18 protein-coding genes are annotated in these 19,923 nt (G+C 67.3%); 12 read left to right on the forward strand and 6 right to left on the reverse strand.

What is annotated here, in order from left to right; genetic code table 11:
* Window positions 1–16: 16 nt before the first annotated feature.
* Window positions 17–1,648 carry a pyruvate, phosphate dikinase gene (locus G6N49_RS02465; protein WP_083044747.1) on the reverse strand — a complete coding sequence of 544 codons (1,632 nt, stop codon included), beginning with the start codon at window positions 1,646–1,648 and terminating at the stop codon, window positions 17–19.
* A 129-nt stretch (window positions 1,649–1,777) separates the two neighbouring features.
* On the opposite strand from G6N49_RS02465, the gene G6N49_RS02470 reads away from it, so the two are divergent.
* From G6N49_RS02470 to G6N49_RS02480, 3 genes are all read left to right on the forward strand, one after another.
* Window positions 1,778–1,972, forward strand: coding sequence for a ferredoxin FdxE (locus G6N49_RS02470; RefSeq protein WP_011856502.1), 195 nt, complete (start codon window positions 1,778–1,780; stop codon window positions 1,970–1,972).
* 72 nt (window positions 1,973–2,044) lie between these two features.
* Window positions 2,045–4,348, forward strand: a complete 2,304-nt coding sequence (locus G6N49_RS02475; RefSeq protein WP_083044797.1) for an acyl-CoA dehydrogenase family protein — start codon at window positions 2,045–2,047, stop codon at window positions 4,346–4,348.
* A gap of 40 nt (window positions 4,349–4,388) precedes the next feature.
* A complete protein-coding gene (locus G6N49_RS02480; RefSeq protein WP_083044746.1) occupies window positions 4,389–5,579 on the forward strand; it encodes an acyl-CoA dehydrogenase family protein in 1,191 nt (396 codons plus the stop codon).
* Window position 5,580: 1 nt separating this feature from the next.
* Here G6N49_RS02480 and G6N49_RS02485 read toward each other — a convergent pair whose 3' ends face one another.
* The gene (locus tag G6N49_RS02485) at window positions 5,581–6,603 is read right to left on the reverse strand and encodes an acyl-CoA dehydrogenase family protein (protein ID WP_083044745.1); all 1,023 of its coding nucleotides are present in this window, start codon (window positions 6,601–6,603) and stop codon (window positions 5,581–5,583) included.
* Between the two features lie 90 nt (window positions 6,604–6,693).
* Between G6N49_RS02485 and G6N49_RS02490 the strand changes: the two genes are divergently transcribed.
* From G6N49_RS02490 to G6N49_RS02520, 7 genes are all read left to right on the forward strand, one after another.
* Window positions 6,694–8,238 (forward strand): class I adenylate-forming enzyme family protein, encoded by a 1,545-nt coding sequence (locus tag G6N49_RS02490; RefSeq protein WP_083044744.1) that lies wholly within the window; start codon window positions 6,694–6,696, stop codon window positions 8,236–8,238.
* A complete protein-coding gene (locus G6N49_RS02495) occupies window positions 8,235–9,035 on the forward strand; it encodes an enoyl-CoA hydratase-related protein (RefSeq protein ID WP_083044743.1) in 801 nt (266 codons plus the stop codon). The genes G6N49_RS02490 and G6N49_RS02495 overlap by 4 nt, the downstream gene beginning before the upstream one ends.
* Window position 9,036: 1 nt before the next feature.
* Window positions 9,037–9,891, forward strand: coding sequence for a mycofactocin-coupled SDR family oxidoreductase (locus G6N49_RS02500; RefSeq protein WP_083044742.1), 855 nt, complete (start codon window positions 9,037–9,039; stop codon window positions 9,889–9,891).
* Between the two features lie 8 nt (window positions 9,892–9,899).
* On the forward strand, window positions 9,900–11,195 hold the full coding sequence (locus G6N49_RS02505; protein ID WP_083044741.1) for an FAS1-like dehydratase domain-containing protein: 1,296 nt from the start codon (window positions 9,900–9,902) through the stop codon (window positions 11,193–11,195).
* 9 nt (window positions 11,196–11,204) lie between these two features.
* Window positions 11,205–12,347: an acyl-CoA dehydrogenase family protein gene (locus tag G6N49_RS02510; protein WP_083044740.1), complete on the forward strand. Its 1,143-nt coding sequence runs from the start codon at window positions 11,205–11,207 to the stop codon at window positions 12,345–12,347.
* A 7-nt stretch (window positions 12,348–12,354) separates the two neighbouring features.
* Window positions 12,355–13,110: an enoyl-CoA hydratase-related protein gene (locus G6N49_RS02515; protein ID WP_083044739.1), complete on the forward strand. Its 756-nt coding sequence runs from the start codon at window positions 12,355–12,357 to the stop codon at window positions 13,108–13,110.
* 311 nt (window positions 13,111–13,421) lie between these two features.
* Window positions 13,422–13,559 (forward strand): hypothetical protein, encoded by a 138-nt coding sequence (locus tag G6N49_RS02520; protein WP_163647390.1) that lies wholly within the window; start codon window positions 13,422–13,424, stop codon window positions 13,557–13,559.
* A 30-nt stretch (window positions 13,560–13,589) separates the two neighbouring features.
* On the opposite strand, the gene G6N49_RS02525 is transcribed toward G6N49_RS02520, so the two are convergent.
* Together G6N49_RS02525 and G6N49_RS02530 are read right to left on the reverse strand one after the other, a co-directional pair.
* Window positions 13,590–14,408, reverse strand: coding sequence for a thioesterase family protein (locus G6N49_RS02525; protein ID WP_083044796.1), 819 nt, complete (start codon window positions 14,406–14,408; stop codon window positions 13,590–13,592).
* 103 nt (window positions 14,409–14,511) lie between these two features.
* A complete protein-coding gene (locus G6N49_RS02530) occupies window positions 14,512–14,673 on the reverse strand; it encodes a hypothetical protein (RefSeq protein WP_235679483.1) in 162 nt (53 codons plus the stop codon).
* A gap of 207 nt (window positions 14,674–14,880) precedes the next feature.
* Here G6N49_RS02530 and G6N49_RS02535 point away from each other — a divergent pair, with 207 nt between their 5' ends.
* Window positions 14,881–16,464: a class I adenylate-forming enzyme family protein gene (locus G6N49_RS02535; RefSeq protein WP_083044738.1), complete on the forward strand. Its 1,584-nt coding sequence runs from the start codon at window positions 14,881–14,883 to the stop codon at window positions 16,462–16,464.
* Between the two features lie 114 nt (window positions 16,465–16,578).
* Here the strand turns inward: G6N49_RS02535 and G6N49_RS02540 are convergent, their stop codons facing one another.
* Entirely contained in the window at window positions 16,579–17,421 is an 843-nt protein-coding gene (locus G6N49_RS02540) for an enoyl-CoA hydratase-related protein (protein WP_083044795.1), read from the reverse strand.
* 186 nt (window positions 17,422–17,607) lie between these two features.
* Between G6N49_RS02540 and G6N49_RS02545 the strand changes: the two genes are divergently transcribed.
* A complete protein-coding gene (locus tag G6N49_RS02545) occupies window positions 17,608–19,254 on the forward strand; it encodes an FAD-dependent oxidoreductase (RefSeq protein ID WP_083044737.1) in 1,647 nt (548 codons plus the stop codon).
* Here the strand turns inward: G6N49_RS02545 and G6N49_RS02550 are convergent.
* Window positions 19,251–19,886: a TetR/AcrR family transcriptional regulator gene (locus G6N49_RS02550; RefSeq protein ID WP_225892041.1), complete on the reverse strand. Its 636-nt coding sequence runs from the start codon at window positions 19,884–19,886 to the stop codon at window positions 19,251–19,253. The two genes, G6N49_RS02545 and G6N49_RS02550, sit on opposite strands and share 4 nt — an antisense overlap.
* Window positions 19,887–19,923 lie beyond the last annotated feature (37 nt).

Consider the following 19,923-nt stretch of genomic DNA (forward strand, 5'->3'; position numbering starts at 1 on the left):
CGTCGTCCTCAACGCTTCAGCCGACGAGCCGTAACGCCGTCAGCATGGTGATCAGTGGAGTCGTCGACACCACGTCGGCGTGGCCGGCGGCCAACGCATCGCGCACCGCGGCATCGGAGCCGGCCGGCAGTACCGGATAGTCACCTGCGCGGTGCGCGCGAAGCGGGCTGCGCCTGCGCGCGATATCGGCGAGCCGACGCAGGTCGGGGCTGTCGGCCTCCGACCACGCGGTGAGGGGCAGCACGCCCTCTCGCACCTCGCCCGCATTGCCGTCGACGGTGATCAACCGGCCGTCAAGGGCGGCCGTCACGCCGGCGCCGCAGCCGACGACCGCCGGCCTGCCGATCTCGCGGCTGACCACCGCGGCATGGGAGGTGGCGCCGCCGATCTGGGTCACGATGGCACGTGCGGCCAGCATGCCCGCAACGTCGTCGGGACTGGTCGAGGTGCGGACCAGGATGACATCCTCGTCGTTGTCGGCGGCATCGAGCGCGGCGTCGACGTCGGTGTAGGCGCGGCCTGACGCCACTCCTGGGCACGCGGGCAACCCCTTGGCCAAGAGCGGTGCGGCGAGCCGGGTTTCGGGCTGAAGCGACGGCGACAACAAGGTCTGCACGTGCACCGGCGTGACACGCCGAAGCGCTTCGTCTTCCTCGATGCGCCCCTCGTCGAGGAGTGTCAGGGCCAGCCGCACGGCGGCCTGGGCCGACCGTTTGGCGGCGCGGGTCTGCAGCAGCCAGAGCCTGCCTTCTTCGACCGTGAATTCGATGTCCTGTACGTCGCGGCCGAGGTCCTCGAGAGTTTCGGCCGCCGTCATGAGGTCGGCGTACACGCCAGGCTGTTGCTCGCGCAGCGCGCTGAGCGGTTCGCAGTCGTAGCTGCCCGACACCACGTCCTCGCCCTGACCGCGCGGCAACCATTCACCGAACGGCTCGTTGGCGCCGGTCATCGGATTGCGCGTGAACAGCACCCCGGTGCCCGAGTCGCGGCTGAGGTTGCCGAACACCATCGCTTGTACGACGACAGCCGTGCCACCACCGTCGCCCAGTCCGTGGTGCCGGCGATAGGCCTCGGCCCGGGCGCTGTGCCAGGAGCGGAAGACCGCGGCGATCGCGCCGCGCAGTTGCAGGAACGGGTTGTCGGGCACCGGTTCGGACTCGTCGTCGTCGAGGACGATTCGTTGGTACATGGCGCGGAACCGGTTGCGGGTGTCCGCGGCGAACTGCGGTGTCGCCTCCTGCGCCAGTGCGCTCTCGACGTCGTCGTCGATGCCGAGGTCCAGCACGGTATCGAGCATCCCGGGCATCGACTGAGCCGCACCGGAGCGCACGCTGACCAGCAGCGGCCGAGGGCCCTGACCGAAGGTGCGTGCCGTTTCATGTTCCAGCCAGCGCAAATTGTCGAGCACGTCGGGCCAGATGCGGTCCAGCACGTGGTCCTCACCGGCGAGGAACTGCGCGCACACATCGGTGGTGAGACAGAAAGCAGGCGGCACCGGCAGCCCGAGCCGGCGCATCAGATTGAGTCCATGGCCCTTGTTGCCCAGCACCTCGCGGGGCAACGGGCAGTGGCCGTCGAGGAGCACTACCGGCGGCCGGAGGTACGGCGGCACGTTCTCACCCATGACCTGTGTCACAGTCCGTAGCATGCCACATATCCAACCTGGTTAACGATGACTTACGCCCAGACCTAAATAGTTAATCATTTAGTCTGATGCTGTCATAGGAAGTTACCCGGTCTGCACCCCATTTTGGGGCGGTCAAGTGGAGGAGTTCGCATGAGGGTTCGTCTCGAACAGTCGAAGTGCGTCGGGCACGCGCAGTGCTACGCCGTCGATCCGGAGCTGTTCCCCATCGACGACTCGGGTTATTGCATTCTCGAGGAACGCGAGGTACGGCCCGAAGACGAGCAGCTCACCCGCGACGGCGTCGCCGCCTGTCCGGAACTCGCGCTGGTTCTCGAGGAGGACTGACGGCGCACTTGCCAATCGCAAGCTTGACGGTCACACTCCACATAACTAACCAGGTTTACTATGTGGGGTGTGATGCAGACAGGTGATTGGCGCCCCCGGCTGGAGCGCCTCCTCGCGGATCTTCGCCGTCGTCGTGACGAGGCCGCACGTTCGGGGGTCAAACCCGAGCGCATCGACGCGGCCCGCGCCTGGCATGCCGAGCTCGTCGACCACGGGCTCGCTGCGCCCGGTTGGCCGCGCTCGGTCGGCGGATTGGAGCTGTCGCTGGAGGACCAGCTCGACTACTACCGGATGACGACGGACGCGGGCGCACCGCCGCACCCGTGCCCGTTGTCGTTCATCGTCGCGCCCACGCTCATCGCCCACGGCACCCCGCAACAGAAGGACCGCTTCCTTCGGCCGCTGCTGCGGGCGGACGAATTCTGGTGCCAGGGGTTCTCCGAACCGGGAGCCGGCAGCGACCTCTCGTCGCTGTCCACCCGCGCGGTCCGCGACAACGACGTTTACCGGGTGACCGGCCAGAAGGTGTGGACCACGATGGCCGACCGGGCAGACTGGATGTTCGCATTGGTGCGGACCGGGCCGGCAGGCCGCTCGACCGACGGCATCACCTACCTGCTCATTCCCATGAACAGCCCGGGGATCACCGTGCGGCCGCTGCGCGACATCAGCGGGGCGGCCCATTTCGCCGAGGTGTTCCTCGATGACGTGCCGGTCCCGGTGGAGAACCGGGTGGGCGACGAGGGTGCCGGCTGGTCGATCATGCGGACCTCGCTGGGCCACGAGCGGGCCACCGCGTTCCTCGCCGACGAGTTCAAATACCGCCGCACCGCCGACCGGGTGATCGAACTGGTCGCGTCCCGGAGCCTGGACACCGACCCGCTGGTTCGCCAAGACGTCGCTCGGCTGGAGTCCGGCGTGCGCACCATCGCCGCCAACAGCGCCCGCGCACTGGCCGCCGTGCTGCGTGGCGAGGATCCGGGCGGGGTGGCGTCGGTGAACCGGCTGGTCAAATCGGAGTTCGAACAACACATGCATGCGTTGGCGCTGCGCGCGACCGGGCCGCACGCAGCGCTGGGCAGTCGGGCGCCCGACGCCGTGGACAGCGGCCGCTGGACCTTCGGATACCTGATGAGCCGGGCGACCACCATCGGCGCGGGCACCGCCGAGATCCAGCGCAACACCATCGCCGAGAGCGTGCTCGGACTGCCGTCGCATCGCGGCGAGGGCACCCGGACCGCCGCGGTCACCCCCGGTGCACCATTGGCCGTCCCCGAGGAGGACGAACGCGAACTGCGTGACGTGCTGGCGAAGACGCTGCACGCCAAGGTGGACCTGTCGACTCTGCTCGATCGGAAACGCCCCGTTGATGCCACCGATACCGCGGTGTGGTCGGCGCTGGTCGATTTCGGCCTGCCCGGTCTGGCCGTGGACGAATCGCTCGGCGGCGCGGGTACGCGGCCGCGACTGCTCTACGCCGCGATCGAAGAAGCCGCCAAGGCGCTTGCGCCTGCACCGCTCGTCCCAACGGTGACGGCGCTCGACGTTGCCGTGCAATGCGGCGCAAGGGATCTGATCGCGCGCATCACCGCGGGCACGACCGCAGCCTTCGCCGTGCCATTACACGACGGCGGCTGGATCACCGGCGGCGCCGAACTGCCCGAGTGGAACGGGACGGCCCTTCACGGCGTCGTCCCCATCGTGGCCGGCGCACCCAGCGCCGAAGTGCTGATCGTGTTGGCGTGCACCGCCGATGGGGAAGTGCTGGTGGCCGTCGATCCCGCCGCCGACGGGGTCGAGGTGGCAGCCCGGCAACCGCTCGACCTGACGGCCACCATCGGCACGGTGACACTGACAGGGGCCACCGGCGAGGTCCTGGCCGTCGGAACCGACACACGCCGGGCGCTGCGCAGCGCACGCCGCCACGCCCTCCTGGCGGTGGCGGCGGACTCGGTGGGCGTCGGCTCACGCGCGCTGGCGATGGCCGTCGGCTGGGCCTGCGAGCGTGAGCAGTTCGGCAGGCCCATCGGCAGTTTCCAGGCGATCTCCCACCGGTGCGCTGACATGCTGGTTGCGCTGGAGGGTGCGCGCAGCCAGATTCTCGCTGCAGCCGAGGCCGACGTCGAGGACTCGCAGTACCTGGCCGACCTCGCCGCCGCCGCGGCGCTCGATGCCGGCCTCGCCGCCGCCGAGGGGGCACTGCAGATCCACGGCGGCATCGGCTTCACCTGGGAGCACCCCGCCCACCTGTTGCTGCGCCGTGCGCAGGCCAACGCTGTTCTGGTGGGCCGCGCCGACGTGCTGCGCGACCGCGCCGCTACGGAACTGATGCAGCTCTTCACGCAGAAGCGCCCAGAGCGGACCCTGAACCGCTGACGAACTGACACCGACTCACACCGACAAGGAAGACGACGACGTGGAATACGGTATGGGACCCGAGTTGCAGACCTTCCGCGCCGAGGTGCGCGACTTCATCGCCGAGCACGCGCCGCCCGTCCCCCGACGGGCAGGTGTGCGCAGCGCCGCGAACGAGGCAGAACTGGACGCGCTCAAAGACTGGACGGCCCGGTTGTTCGACGCGGGCTACGCCGGTGCGGACTGGCCGGGGGAGTTCGGCGGCCGTGACGACCGCTCAGCTGAGCACGCCATCGTGGTCAGCGAGGAGTTGGCGCGCGCCGGAGCGCCCGGTGTGCCCAGCGGCTGCGTGCTCGCCTCCCATGCGCTGATCCACTACGGCACCGACAAGCAGCGCCGCAGGCATCTGCCCGAGATCCGCACCGGTCGGCAGTTGTGGTGCCAGCTGTTCAGCGAGCCCGGCGCCGGCAGCGACCTGGCGTCGCTGCGTACTCGCGCGGTGCTCGACGGCGACACCTATACCGTCAGCGGTCAGAAGGTGTGGACCACCGACGGGCATTGGGCTGATTACGGCTATCTGTTGGCGCGCACCGATTCCGACGCGCCGAAGCACAAGGGCATCAGCGCGTTCATCGTCGACATGTCCAGCCCGGGCCTCACTGTTCGTCCGCTGCGCGAGCTCACCGGCACCTCGGACTTCAACGAGGTCTTCTTCGATTCCGTCGAGGTTCCAGCCGAGGCGATGATCGGGACGCCCGGGCAGGGTTGGGCGATCGCGAATGCCACGCTGGGCCACGAGCGCACCAGTGTGGGCGCTGCGGTGGTCAAGCTGAGACTGGCCATTGATGGACTTGTCGACCTCGCCCGCCGCGTGAGCATCCAGGGCCGTGCGGCCATCGACAGTGATCGGGTCCGTGACCGGATCGGCGAGTTCAGCGCCGAGGTGGAGGCGCTGTCGGCGCTGACCTACGCCAACCTCACGCGGTGGTTGCGCGGCGCCGAGCGCATGCACGACGCCGCGATGGCCAAGTTGATGTTCAGCGAGCTGAACCTCGAGATCGCGCGCTTCGCCGTCGAACTCGGCGGCGAGTCAGGCGTTCTGGTGGAAGGTGACCAAGACGTGCTCGACGACGGCCGCTGGCAGGACGAGTGGCTGTACGCCCGGGCCTACACGATCGCGGGTGGCAGTTCGGAGATCATGCGCAACCTGATTGCCGAGCGGGGTCTGGCGCTGCCGCGTGAGCGGCGGTGAGTCAGGCCGTGATCAGTGCCGCGCGGTGTTCGGCGACGGTGCCGTCGAAGGCCTCGTCGACCTTGATGCGGCGGAGGAGCAGATGAAGGTCGTGCTCCCAGGTGAATCCGATGCCGCCGTGCACCTGCAACGCAGTGCCCGCGACCCGGGCGGCCGCCGACTTCGCGTACGCCACCCCGGCCGACGCAGCGCGGGATCGTGCTGTGCCAGAAGAGGTGTCCAGCGCGAGCGCTGCGGCCCACAGTGTCGCCCTGCTTGCCTCCACGGCGAGGGTCATGTCGGCGCAGTGATGCTTGACAGCCTGGAACGAGCCGATCGGGGTGCCGAACTGTTCTCGTTGCCCGGCGTAGGACACCGTCATGTCGAGCAGGCGCGCGGCGGCGCCCAGCGCGTCGAACGCCCGATGCACTGCAAGCGCGTCGCACAGCATGGCCAGCGTCCCCGGCGGCAGCTCCGTCCAATCGTCGATCGCGGCGTCGAGATTCACCCGTGCCCACGAGCGGGTCAGGTCGAACGTCGACATCCCCGACCAGGTGGGTGCGGTGAGCACCGTCAGGTACTCCCGTCCGCCGACGCGTCCGGCCACGGCCACGGCGTCCATGCCCCGGGCCATGGGCACTGGACTGCTCGCGCCGACGAGGTGCAGTGCGTCGCCGTCGGCGGCAACGGTCGGGCCAAACGTCAGGCCGACCAGTGTGTCGCCCGCGGCGGCGGCCTCCGCGTGGGGCATCCCGACGCTGTCGAGCACCCAGGCGGCGACCGCCAGGTCGGCGATGGGCAGCGAGCTCGCCGCCGCGCCGTGCGCCTCGGCCACGACGGCGAGATCCACGTGACACCCCCCGATTTCCGGGGTGAGCAGTGCCAACAGGCCCGATTCCGCAGCGTGGGCGACTGCTGCCCTGTCGATGGTGATGGCTTCCGAGTCCAGTGTCGCGCGGACCCGGGCGACGGGATCGTTTCGGTTGAGCCAGGCTCGCTCGGCCTCGGCGAGCTGATCCTGTTCATCGGTCAATCCGAAGTCCATTGCAGTCCCTCCACTAGGTTGACCTAGTAAACCATGTCATCTAGGTTCAGGAGAACGGCGACCGCCACACGAATCGATTCGGAAGTGACCATGACCACCATCAGCGAGGCGTTGGGGCGACTCTGGGATGCCGACGACGACGCGCGCATGCTGCAGTGCGACGGGCACTGGGTCTCCTGGGGTTCGGTGCGGGCGTTGGTCGATCTCATCGACCGGGAGCTCACCGCCGCCGGGTGCGGCCCGACTGGCCGGGTCGCGGTCGTGCTGACCAACCGCATGGAGTCCGTCGCCGCGCTGATCGCGATCTTCCGCGGCGGACGCACGCTGGTGACCGTCAGTCCGCTGCAACCCCCGGAACGGCTCAGCGCCGACCTGACTGCGGCGGCTGCGCCGTTCGTGCTCGCGCCGTCTGCGTTGTGGTCCGAACAGGTCTTCGCCGACGCCGTCGCCGACCTCGGAGCCACCGGCTGGAGCCTGGACCCCGGTCACCTCGACATGCGCACTTGGGCGACGACGGACGTGTCGAACGGTGAACCCGCAGATGACTCGGTCGCCATCGAGATGCTGACATCGGGCACCACCGGTGCCCCGAAACGCATCCCCCTGACCCGTACGCAATTGGAGGCATCCCTCGCTGCGGCGTTGCAGCACAACGAACGACCCGAGTCGCGGTCCAGGCCGGCGCTGTCGGGCACCGTGGGCCTGGTAACACTGCCCATCGTGCACATCGGCGGCCTGTGGTCGTTGTTGCAATCACTGGTGGCGGCGCGTCCGGTCGCCATGCTCGACCGTTTCACGGTGCCGGGTTGGCACGCCGCGGTCAAAGAGCACCGGCCCGCTGTCGCCGGGTTGCCCCCCGCGGCCATCCGATCCGTGCTCGACACCGACATCCCGGCCGAGGATCTGGCCAGCATCCGCGCGATCAACGCGGGCACCAGCCCGGTCGACCCCGAACTGGTCGACGCGTTCTTTGACCGCTACGGCATACCAATTCTGGTCGTGTACGGCGCCACCGAATTCTCCGGCGCGGTGGCCGGATGGACCGTCAAGGACTTCCACGCGCGCTGGGCCGACAAGAAGGGCAGCGTCGGTCGCGCCTTCCCCGGGGTCCGGCTGCGGGTCGTCGACGACGAGGGCACCGTGCTGGCAGCCGATCAGACCGGCAGGCTGCAGGTCGCGACGCTGCAAGCCGGCGGGTCGGGCGACACCTGGGTGACCACCAGCGACCTGGCGCACCTGGACGTCGACGGGTTCCTCTACATCGACGGCCGCGCCGACGACGTCATCGTGCGCGGCGGGTTCAAGGTGGCACCGGAAACCGTGATCCGCGCACTGCGCGCGCATCAGGCCGTCGCCGACGCCGCCGTGGCCCCCATCCCGGATCAACGGTTGGGCCAGATCCCAATCGCTGCCGTCGAATTACGCCCGGGCAAGTACGCCGACGAAGAGACCCTGCGTCAGCACTGCCGCGCGACACTCACTCCCTACGAGGTGCCCGCCCGCGTCCTCGTCGTCGACGCGTTGCCCCGAGGCGCAGCTCTGAAGGTGGACCGTCGTCAACTGCTTGCGATGGTGGAGCAACTCGACACCGGAACCGGATCACGCAATGGCAATGGAAAGGAAGGCATTTCATGACAGACACCATGACGAACCCCGCGGCGCTCGTCGAGCGGCGAGGCAACGTCGCCCTGATCACCATCAACAGGCCTGAGGCACGAAACGCCGTCAACGGCGCGGTCAGTACGGCGGTCGGCGATGCGCTGGCTGCAGCCCAAGGCGATCCCGACGTGTGGGCCGTGGTCATCACTGGTGCGGGGGACAAGTCGTTCTGCGCCGGGGCGGATCTGAAGGCCGTTTCGCGCGGCGAGAACCTCTACCACGCCGAGCACCCGGAATGGGGCTTCGCCGGGTATGTGCACCACTTCATCGACAAGCCGACCATCGCCGCGGTGAACGGCACTGCGCTGGGGGGTGGCTCCGAGCTGGCATTGGCCAGTGATCTCGTCGTCGCTTGCGAGAGCGCCAGTTTCGGGCTACCGGAGGTCAAGCGTGGACTGATGGCAGGGGCCGGAGGGGTGTTCCGGATCGTCGAGCAACTGCCGCGCAAGGTTGCACTGGAGTTGATCTTCACCGGGGAGCCGATGTCCTCTGCCGACGCGCTGCGTTGGGGCCTGATCAACCAGGTAGCACCCGACGGCGCCGTGGTCGAGGCCGCACTGGCGCTGGCCGAGCGGATCACCGTCAACGCACCGCTGTCGGTCCAGGCCAGCAAGCGGGTGGCATACGGCGCCGACGGTGACATCATCGCCACCGAGGAACCCAAGTGGGACCGCACTACACGCGAATTCACTGCGTTGCTGGAATCCGAAGACGCCATGGAAGGCCCGTTGGCCTTCGCGCAGAAACGTCAACCCGTATGGAAGGGACGCTGAAATGGGCCGCGTACAGGACAAAGTGGTTCTAGTCACCGGGGGGGCGCGCGGTCAGGGCCGCAGCCACGCGGTCAAGCTGGCCGAGGAGGGGGCGGACGTCATCCTCTTCGACATCTGTCACGACATCGAGACCAACGAGTACCCGCTCGCGACGTCGCGCGATCTCGAAGAAGCCGGTCTCGAGGTGGAGAAGACCGGCCGCAAGGCCTACACGGCCGAGGTCGACGTCCGCGACCGCTCGGCGCTGGCCCGCGAACTCGCCAACGCCGTGGCGGAATTCGGCGGCCGGCTCGACGTGGTCGTGGCCAACGCGGGCATCTGCCCGCTGGGGGGCGGGCTCCCGGTGCAAGCCTTCGCCGACGCGTTCGACGTCGACTTCGTCGGCGTGGTCAACACGGTGCACGCCGCGCTGCCCTACCTCAAGGAGGGCGCGTCGATCATCACCACGGGGTCGGTCGCCGGGCTCATCGCGTCCAAGATGCCGCCCGGGGCGGCCGGTCCGCAGGGCCCGGGCGGGGCGGGCTACAGCTACGCCAAGCAGCTGGTGGACTCCTACACCCTTCAGCTTGCGGGTCAGCTGGCGCCACAATCCATCCGCGCCAACGTCATTCATCCCACGAACGTCAACACCGACATGCTCAACAGTGCGCCGATGTACCGGCAGTTCCGGCCTGACCTGGAATCACCGACCCGCGAGGACGCGTTGTTGGCATTCCCAGCCATGCAGGCCATGCCCACGCCGTACGTCGAAGCCTCGGACGTCTCGAACGCGGTCTGCTTCCTTGCCTCCGACGAATCCCGCTTCGTAACCGGCCTGCAGTTCAAGGTCGACGCCGGCGCCATGCTGAAGTTCTAGGAGAACCAGTGACCGCCACCGAGAAGTCCGGCGCCGACGCCGCTGCCGAAGAGGGCCGGATCACCGACGAGGACATCGAACGGGCCAGGGCGCAGATCGGCATCCCGGTATTTCAGCGGGACGAGGCGTGGAACAAGCTCCCCTCCGCCGACGCCATCACACACTTCGCCTTCGGCTGCGGCGACGACAACCCACTGTTCTACGACCCTACCTATGGACCGTCCACCCGCTGGCACGGGCAGATCGCTCCACCCACATTCCCGATCACGACAGGCCTGGATCAGACCCCGAAGTTCACCGATCCGGAGCGCAAGAAGTTGTTCCGCGGTCTGTTCCGTGGCACGGGCAAGTACTACTCGGGTGTGAAGTGGACGTGGTACCGACCGATCTACGCGGGACGACCGGTCCTGGTGGAGAACTACACGCTCGACGTCCAAGTGAAGGAAAGCGAATTCTCCGGTGGGCGTTCGGTCAAGGAGACCTTCCGCTACCTGTACGTCGACACCGACGGCAACCCGATCGCCACCCGCGACGAGTCCTACATCAACGCAGAACGCCAGGGCTCCAAGAAGTCCGGCAAGCTCAAGGACATCCAGCGCAAACACTGGACCGCCGAGGAACTCGACCAGGTCGAGGCCGAGTACGAGGCGGAGCAGCGTCGCGGCGCAGACCCGCAGTGGTGGGAGGACGTGTCCGTCGGCGACGAGCTGCCTGGAATCATCAAGGGCCCGTTGACCGTCGTCGACATCATCTCCATGCACATGGGTTGGGGCTGGGGCGGTTACGGCGTCGGGCCGCTGAAGTTCGCCCACCAACTGCGCAAGCGGATGCCCGCGTTCTACCAACCAGATGAGTACGGCGTCCCCGACGTCGTTCAGCGGCTGCACTGGGACGCCGCGCGGGCACAGGCCCTGGGCATCCCGGCGCCCTACGACTACGGCCAGATGCGCGCGGCGTGGGTGAGTCACCTGCTGACGAACTGGATCGGTGACGACGGCTGGCTGGCTGAGCTGGATCTCCAGCTGCGCGGGTTCAACTACCACGGGGACGTCCACCGCTGCGCCGGCAAGGTGACGGCCAAGGGAGAGAACGCCGATGACGTCGTCTCACTCGACGTCTCGGCCACCAGCCAGCGCGACGAGGCCACCACGCGCGGGACCGCGAAGGTGTTGCTACCGTCGAGGACAACCGGGGCCGTGGTGTTACCGGTTCCGGATACGGATCTCAGAAGGCGCGGGGCCCAGGTTGTCTCGCGGATGTCGGGCAGGGTCGGCGACGAGATGCGTCGACTGTACGGAGAGTGAGACAGACAGATGAAGCGACTTGTTCTGGACGCCGAACACGAAGCGTTCCGCGACACCGTCAGGCAGTTCATCGAGCGTGAGCTCGTGCCCAACGCCGAGCGGTGGGAGAGCGATCGCATCGTCGACCGCTCGGCGTATGTCGCCGCGGGCAAGTACGGCCTGATCGGGTTCAACATGCCCGAGGAGTACGGCGGTGGCGGCGTCGACGATTTCCGGTTCAATGCCGTGATCGACGAGGAGATCGCGCGCTACGGCGGGCCCGCTCCGTCGCTGAGCCTGCAGAACGATGTGGTCGGCCCGTACTTTTCCGGGCTTGCCGACGACGATCAGAAGAAGCGCTGGCTCCCCGGCATCATCAGCGGCGAGCTGATCGTCGCCGTCGCCATGACGGAGCCTGGGGCAGGCAGCGATCTGGCCGGCATCAAGACCTCCGCTGTCCGCGACGGAGACGACTGGATCGTCAACGGCTCGAAGACATTCATTTCTTCGGGCATCAACTGCGATCTCGTCGTGGTGGTGTGTCGCACCGATCCCGAAGCCGGCCACAAGGGGTTCACCCTGCTGGTCGTCGAGGACGGCATGGAGGGCTTCACGCGCGGCCGCAAGCTCGACAAGATGGGACTGCACTACCAGGACACCGCCGAACTGTTCTTCGAGGACGTCCGGGTTCCGGCGGCTAACCTACTCGGCAAAGAGGGGCGCGGGTTCTATCACCTGATGCACAACCTGCCGTCGGAGCGGCTGTCCATTGCGATCTCCGCCATCGCAGGAGCGCGCGAGACCTTCCGGCAGACTCTGCAATATGCCAAGGACCGCAAGGCTTTTGGTCAGTCGATCGGCAACTTCCAGCACAACCGGTTCCTGTTGGCGGAGATGGACACCGAACTCGAGATCGGCGAGCAGTACATCGACCGGTGCCTGCAGGCAGTGGTAGACGGTGAACTCACCGCGGTCGAGGCATCCAAGGCCAAGTGGTGGTGCACCGAGACCGCCAAGAAGGTCATCGACGGCTGCGTCCAGTTGCACGGCGGCTACGGATACATGACCGAGTACCGGGTGGCCCGGGACTACATGGACAACCGAATCATGACCATCTTCGGTGGCACCACCGAGATCATGAAGGACATCATCGGTCGCGATCTGGGTTTGTAGCGTTGCGGTGAACGGCATCTCAGTTGAGCAGGACGGCGCGGTCCTGCGGATCCGGTTGGATCGGCCGGATAAGCTCAACGCCGTCGACACTCCGATGCTCGACGAGCTCGCGGCTCGATTGGGCGCCGCCGCGGTCGACGACTCGGTTCGCGCCGTCCTGTTGACCGGCTTCGGACGCGCGTTCTGCTCGGGCGGCGACCTGACCGGTCGGGACACCGCCGGTGCCGCCGAGGCGGCCAACCGGGTGGTGCGCGCTATCGTCGCGCTGCCCAAGCCCGTCGTCGCCGGAGTGCATGGCGCCGCAGCCGGATTCGGCTGCCCGCTGGCACTGGCGTGCGATCTGGTGGTGGCCGCGCCGTCGGCGTTCTTCCAGCTGGCATTCAGCAAGGTCGGCCTGATGCCCGACGGCGGGGCAAGCGCGCTGCTGCCTGGCTTGATCGGCCGGGCGCGGGCAACACGGATGGCGATGACCGCCGAGAAAATCCATGCGGCGACGGCATTCGACTGGGGGATGATCTCGTACCTGACCGGCGAGGACGACTATCAGGCGGTGCTCGAAGACGTACTGCAGTCGGTTGCAGCGGGGCCGACGCTGTCGTTCGGCTGGACCAAGCGCGCATTGGCAGCGGCTGCGCTCGACCAGCTGGAGGCGGTGCAGGCAATTGAAGCCGAGGGGCAGGTGGCCCTGATCGGTACGGATGACTTCAGGGAAGGTGTGCGTGCTTTTCGGGAGCGGCGCGCCACCGAGTTTCGGGGGCGGTGACGACCGCAGCTGGGATATGCCTCGTGTCCGCGCTGCGGTCCTGCCGAGTTGTCGCGTCGGTATCGCTCGATCCGCCTGCGTATTCGAACTGCCTGTTCGCGCGCCGCCCAGCTCATGACCGCATCAACTCGCGGCCAGGTCGGCGGCGCCAGGAGCGCGGTCATAGCGCCTGGCAGGCGGGATTCGCAGCCGGTGCGATAGTGGCTGAAGGGCGGCGACCCGGTCTTGCCGTGATGTCCACCTGAGCCGCTCTGACCCACACCGCCGAACAGCATTCCGTCGATGGCGGCGTTGAATCGGCAGTGCGGCCAGTGAGCCACGGTGCAGGAGCCTGGGAGGTCGCCCACGACGGGTCGCTGATCGCCCGAGCAGACCGACGAGGTGTTACGGAGCTGGGCATCGACGACTGCGCACTGACCGAACTGAAGATCGATGGAGCCATCACCTGAGCCGGAATTGGTCGGCACCGCTGGCGTCGGTCAGGTTGACACCATGGACGGCGGTGGCGTGAAGCCGGGGTTCGCCAATGCGGTTGCCAGACCGCTGCCGATGGGTCCGGCTTCGTCGAACAGCGCCGCAACGCCGGTGGCGACTCCGGCGTGACTGTAGTGCGTCACCGATGCCAAACCGATGTAGACACCTTCGGGCAACCGACTGAGTGTGACCGTGTAGTCGGCGTTGATGAACTGCAGTCCAGCAGTGCCCCAATGGGTTAGCGAACTGGTGACGTCTGCGGCCATGACGGCGCGGGTGAAGGGCGACAGTGGCTCGTCGTCGACGAGCAGCTTCGTCTCCCGCAGCCACGCGAATTTCTGCCCGTCGTGTCGCCACTCGGTGACGCCGACACCCGGACTGCCCTCGACCGGGTCGCGACCGTATGAACGCAACACCATGGGCAGATCATCAGCCAACTCGTCGGGTTCAGCCGGGACCGCGGGCATTGTGACGGGTGACGTCCACACCCTGTCCACGGTTTGCTCGCAGCGGCGAAGGAACAAGGCGCTGGCTCGTGCCACCATGACGTCGTTCTGCGTCATGACCGCGTCGACCAGTCGAAGTCGGCGGCCGTCACGCACGACCGACGAATGCAGCTGCACGGGCTGCAACGCCACCGGCCTGAGCAGGTCGACCGTCAGCCGGGCCGGCTGCATGTCGAGATCGTCGTCGACTTCCCGCTCGACCGCACGCCCGAGCAACCCGCCGATGTAGTTACCGCTGAGTGACGGGCCCCACGGTCCTCGCGCCAACGGGGTTGGCACATAGTGTTCGCCGTCGGTGACGAAGAAGCACGTCGGCACGGAGATCACGGGATTCGCCGATGGCCGACTGACGGGCCGGGTTGCAATGCCATTGGGTTCAAGAACCTTTCGTCAACCATTTACCTGCCGGGTCGTCAGGCCCTCAGCCGCGCAACCGGCACCGCTCGAGCAGGAACTGTGCCAGGCGCGCGTCCTCCACCAGCCGTGCGACATCGCCGATCGTGGCGCCCTCACACCACCGGTTCCAGTGTTTGACGGCCCGCATCGGGAACATCGGGTTGTAGCGCACGTGACTCCCATTCACCGACAGCTAGATAACTATATAACTATTTCGACAGTGCCCTGGCGACGACTTCGCGTTGGACTTCGGTGGCGCCTTCGCCGGGCGATGGGGCGCTGTGGACCGATGACGAGGCGTCGCCTGCCACGATCCCGCAAACCCGTGCCCGGGACGGCGCACCCCTGGAATAACGTAGTTGACAATGTTCTTCGAGGTGGGTGGGTACCGCTGATGTCCTTCGACTATGCAGCGTTACGCAGCATGTGGTATCGGGAGGGTTGGTTCTCGTCGACGACGTGTGTCGACGCTTTCGAAGCGGGCGCGCGCGAGCACGGCTCGGTATCGGTCGACTTCGTGGCGGCCGACTCGGTGCACAGGACGTCCGTGGCCGAGCTCCACGATGCCGCGGTCGGGCTGGCGGCTGCTCTGCAGCGGCTCGGCGTCCGCGCGGGCGACGCGGTGGCCGTGCAGCTGACCAACCGTCCGGAATGCGCCATCGCCTATCAGGCGGTGCTGCTGAGTGGCGCGGTGCTGGTGCCGATCGTGCACATCTACCGAGCCGGTGAGGTGGGGTTCATCGTTTCCCAGTCGAGGGCCTCGGTGCTGATCACCGCCGACGAGTCCAATGCTGCGTCAGTGGATTCCGCTGTGGTCGACGTCGTCCTCGTCGACGCCGAGCCGGGGAGGCCTTCACCATGGCTCAGCTGGTCGGATTTGGTTCCGTGCGACGAATACGTCCGACCCGAGGTCGACGCCGACGACGTGTGCCTCCTGATGTACACCTCGGGCACCACCTCGGCACCCAAGGGTGTGCAGCACACACACAACACCGTGTTGGCCGAGCAGGCGTCGATGCCGGCTCTGATCGCCGGCGAGCCACAAGACGTGTCGCTGGTCAGCTTTCCGCCAGGCCACATCGCGGGGGTGGGCAGTATGTTGCGTGCGTTGATGTCGGGAGCGCGGACGGTGTTCCTCCAGCGCTGGGACGCCCGGCGCGCAGTCGAGGTGATTCGCGACTACCAGGTCACGTCGACCGCGGGCGTTCCCACTCATCTGCAGAGCATCCTCGAACTCGGCTGCGGTGAAGGCGAACTCGCGACGCTCCGGGAGTTCCTCGTCGGTGCCGCGCCCGTGACGCGGGAACTCGGCGAACGGGCTGCCGCGGCGGGCATCGCGACGTTCCGCTCCTACGGCGCAACCGAGCATCCGACCGTCAGCGGCGTGCACGCCGGCGAGCCCGGCTGGGCACGGTTGGGTACGGACGGCAAGCCGATGCCAGGGTCCGTCGTGCGCATCCTCGACCCCGACGGGGTGGAGTTACCCGCCGACGTCGACGGTGAGGTGGTGGTGCGCGGGCCGGAGCAGTTCATCGGCTATCGCGACCCGCTGCTCAACGACGAGGTCTTCACCGACGACGGATGGTTCCGCACCGGAGACCTCGGTCGCGTCGACGCCCAAGGCAGGCTCACCATCACCGACCGCATCAAGGACGTCATCATCCGCGGTGGTGAGACGATCTCGTCGGCTCAGGTCGAGGACGTGCTCGCCACCCACCCCGCGGTGTCCGAGGGTGCGGTGGTGGCCGCGCCCGATGCCAGGGTCGGGGAGGTCGTCGCAGCGGTCGTCGTCGTGAAAACCGGTGCGCACCTGGACCTCACCGCGTTGCGGCACCACTTCACCGCCGCGGGTCTGGCGAAGCAGAAGGTACCCGAGCGATTGGTCATCGTCGACGCACTGCCCCGCACCTCCCTGGGCAAGGTGCGTAAAGCCGAACTACGCGCCAAACATTTTCCCAGGCCGGCGGGCCTGCGATAGCGGCAGGGCGGCCGCAGAGCTCCCTTGAAGGGCATGTACGCCTTGCAAGGCCGAGCGCGAACTCGACCGGCACCCTGCGCCGATCCACGACTCGATCCGCAGCGCCGTCGCGTGCTATCTCTCGCGCTGATGCTCGTCCGCCTGCTGGCGGGGGAGTCGGCCCCGGGCCAGCAGATCAGCGCGCAGCGCCTGCGCGTCGGAGGTCTGCTCCAGCACCGTCATCAGGTCCGCCGACAGCTGCAGATGCTGGCGCATGCCCATCTGCTCCCACGCGCGGACCAGCATGGTCTTGGTCGCCATCAACGTCGATAGCGGAGCACGGGATATTCTGGCCGCCAACGCCTCCGTGACGGGCTCGAGTTCGTCGCGGGAGACGACGCGATTGACCAGGCCCATCCGCAGCGCCTCGTCGGCGGTCAGCGTCTGCGCGGTGTAGAGGTATTCGGCCGCGCGCTTGTAGTTCATAAACACCCACGGCTCGATCATCGTCTCGCCACCGGCGAAGCCGAGACCGGGCACCAGCGGCATCTGAAAGTAGGCGTCGTCGGAGGCGATGGTGAGTTCGGGCAGCAGCGCCCAGTACGTGCCGCCGCCGATTGCGTAACCGTGGACCTGGGCGATCATCGGTTTCGGGAACTCCCAATACCGCAGCGTGGGCCACAGGAACAACTCCTTGCTGCCCTGATAATTGCTGCCCATGTTGGCCTGCGACTCGGCGAACTCGGGGTACGCGTCGGGCGCGATCACGTGTCCGGCGCAGAAGCCCTTACCGCTGCCCTTGACGATCACCACCTTGACCCCGTAGTCCCGGCGTGCCTCGTCGAGACAGCAATCGACCTGCTCGACCATTTCGGAGGACTGCGCGTTGGCCCGCTCGGGCCAGTTCAGCACGATGCGGGCGATCGCTCCGTCGCGCTCGTAACGCACCACACCCAGATCACGGTTGACGTCCGTCACGCTGGCCTCGCTTCCCCGGCACTCCAAATATTTGTGGTCACCAACGTCAGATCATCGCATCAACTGCCGATATTTGTCCCGAATCACCATTGTTTGCTGGCTATCAGCACGCCATCAATATGTACATGGCGTCAGAAATCATGTTAGATCGAGCAGAATGCTCCTACCTGCCGATAGAGGACAGCCGTGGCCTACGTGATCACACAGAACTGCTGCAAGGACGCCAGCTGTGTGCCGGTGTGTCCGGTCGACTGCATCCGTCCCGCGGGGGAAGCGGGGCAGTTCGTCGGTACCGAGATGCTCTACATCGACCCGGAGACGTGTATCGACTGCGGGGCATGTCTGGAGGAGTGCCCGGTCGACGCGATCTATTACGACGAGGATCTTCCTGCCGACCAGGAGAGGTTCCGCGAGATCAACGCCAGCTATTTCCAGCGGCATCCGTTGGCGCCGGCAGTCTCGTCCCCCGCGGTCCAACATGGTGGCGTCGCCGCCGGTTCGTTCCGGGTGGCGATCGTCGGCGCCGGCCCCGCGGCGTGCTACGCCGCTAGTGAGCTGCTGCGGGTCGATGGCGTGGAAGTAGACCTCTTCGAGCGCCTACCCACTCCGTTCGGACTCATCAGGGCCGGCGTGGCTCCTGATCATCAGCGCACCAAATCTGTCACGCGCATCTTCGACGCCGCGTTGAGCAATCAGCGGATGGGCTGCTACCTCAATGTGGAGGTGGGCTCCCAGCTGAGCCACGACGACCTGCTGGCCCACCACCATGCAGTGATCTACGCGGTCGGTGCGTCCCGGAGCCGGGACCTCGGCATTCCCGGCGACGATCTGCCGGGTAATGATGCAGCCTCGGACTTCGTCGGGTGGTACAACGGCCATCCCGACCACGTGAACCGTCAATTCGATCTGTCAGCCGACCGTGCGGTCATCGTCGGCAACGGCAATGTCGCACTGGATGTGGCACGGATACTTCTGATGGCACCGGAAGATCTCGCCCAGACCGACATCGCCCAACATGCCTTGGAGGCTTTGTCGCGCAGCGAGATCCGAGAGGTGGTCATCCTGGGCCGGCGCGGTCCGCGGGACAGTGCGTTCTCGGCGGGGGAGTTCCTCGCCCTCGGTCACCTGCCCGGGATCGACATCGTGATCGACAGCGACGAGTTGGAGGCGAACTCCGAAGACGACGTCGAGACGACGCTGAAATTGGACATCGCGCGGGAGTATGCGAGCCGACAACCGTCGCCTGCGAACAAGCGAATCGTGTTCCGGTTCCTGAGATCGCCGGTCGAGGTGGTCGGTGACGGGCGGGCCGAAGGACTCCGCGTCGTGCGCAACAGCCTCGACGAGAACGGCGGACTCGTCACGGGCTCGCCCGACGCAGAGGGCGAGCTCATCGAGACCTCGCTGATCCTTCGCTCGATCGGGTACCAGGGGTCTGCCGTCGAAGGCCTGCCGTTCGATCCAGTGAAAGGCATCGTGCCCAACGACCGTGGCCGCGTCATCGACGACGACGGTCAGCCCGTGGCGGGGGCCTACGTGACGGGGTGGATCAAGCGTGGGGCCAGAGGTGTCATCGGGACCAACCGGACATGCGCACAGGAGACGGTGGCCCACCTGTGGACGGACTACGACGACGGCAAGCTGTCTCGCGAGGTGAAAGACCGGGCGGCCCTACGCGAGCTGCTCAAGGACCGCGGCGTCGATCCAGTCGACTGGCGGGGCTGGCGCGCGATAGACGCCGCGGAACGCAAGCGTGGCGCCGAAGGGTCGCGCCCGCGGCTCAAGTTCGTCGATATCGCCGAGATGATCCATGCCGCCAAGGTCGGCGGCTAGCTCGTGCCACGCCGCGGAGCCAGGGAGGCAGGCACGAACGCGCGGATGAGCCCCTCGTCGCCGCCGTCCTCCGGTCTGCCAGGTTCGGCGGCGAGGCTGAACGCAATGCGGGTCACCCAGTGCGCCATGGTGTCGGCGGAGACGTCGTCGCGAACCTCGCCGGCAGACATGGCCACCTCGATACGTCGGCCGAGCCCCTCGGCGAGGTTCTCCCGCCAGGCCTCGGACGCCTCTGCGGCCCGGAACGTCCGTCCGAGGGCCTCCTCACTGATGAGCAGCGCCATGGCGGGGGAGTCGCGCGCCGCCTGCAGTCCGACCAGTGTCGCGTTCACCAGCTGCTCCAAAAAAGGTTCGTCGGTGTGCCAATGAGGTTCCGCGACGTCGAGGACCGCGCTGATCGCGCGCACGAAGGATGCCGCCAGCAGTGCGTCCTTGGTGGGAAAGTAGTCGTAGACCGTCCGGCGATGCACGCCGGCCTTGTTCGCGATATCACTCATGCGCGTGCGGGTCGGCCCGCGCTCCGCGTAACACGCATCAGCGGCGGCCAGCAGTCGCTCCCTGGCCTGCTCTTGGCCCACGGGCGAATCGGTGCCCCAGGACCCGGCCCGGCCCGCACCTGTCCGCGTCGGCATGTCCGCCATCCTTTCAACCCCTGACCATCGCTGACGT

It is taken from the genome of Mycolicibacterium monacense (assembly GCF_010731575.1).
Lineage (GTDB): Bacteria > Actinomycetota > Actinomycetes > Mycobacteriales > Mycobacteriaceae > Mycobacterium > Mycobacterium monacense.

Bases quoted from the DNA above. Each gene is read 5' to 3' on its own strand.
- G6N49_RS02495 (WP_083044743.1), top strand. From the start codon at position 8,235: ATGACAGACACCATGACGAACCCCGCGGCGCTCGTCGAGCGGCGAGGC.
- G6N49_RS02550 (WP_225892041.1), bottom strand. From the start codon at position 19,886: ATGCCGACGCGGACAGGTGCGGGCCGGGCCGGGTCCTGGGGCACCGAT.
- G6N49_RS02470 (WP_011856502.1), top strand. From the start codon at position 1,778: ATGAGGGTTCGTCTCGAACAGTCGAAGTGCGTCGGGCACGCGCAGTGC.
- G6N49_RS02535 (WP_083044738.1), top strand. From the start codon at position 14,881: ATGTCCTTCGACTATGCAGCGTTACGCAGCATGTGGTATCGGGAGGGT.
- G6N49_RS02465 (WP_083044747.1), bottom strand. From the start codon at position 1,648: ATGCTACGGACTGTGACACAGGTCATGGGTGAGAACGTGCCGCCGTAC.
- G6N49_RS02500 (WP_083044742.1), top strand. From the start codon at position 9,037: ATGGGCCGCGTACAGGACAAAGTGGTTCTAGTCACCGGGGGGGCGCGC.
- G6N49_RS02510 (WP_083044740.1), top strand. From the start codon at position 11,205: ATGAAGCGACTTGTTCTGGACGCCGAACACGAAGCGTTCCGCGACACC.
- G6N49_RS02490 (WP_083044744.1), top strand. From the start codon at position 6,694: ATGACCACCATCAGCGAGGCGTTGGGGCGACTCTGGGATGCCGACGAC.
- G6N49_RS02475 (WP_083044797.1), top strand. From the start codon at position 2,045: ATGCAGACAGGTGATTGGCGCCCCCGGCTGGAGCGCCTCCTCGCGGAT.
- G6N49_RS02485 (WP_083044745.1), bottom strand. From the start codon at position 6,603: ATGGACTTCGGATTGACCGATGAACAGGATCAGCTCGCCGAGGCCGAG.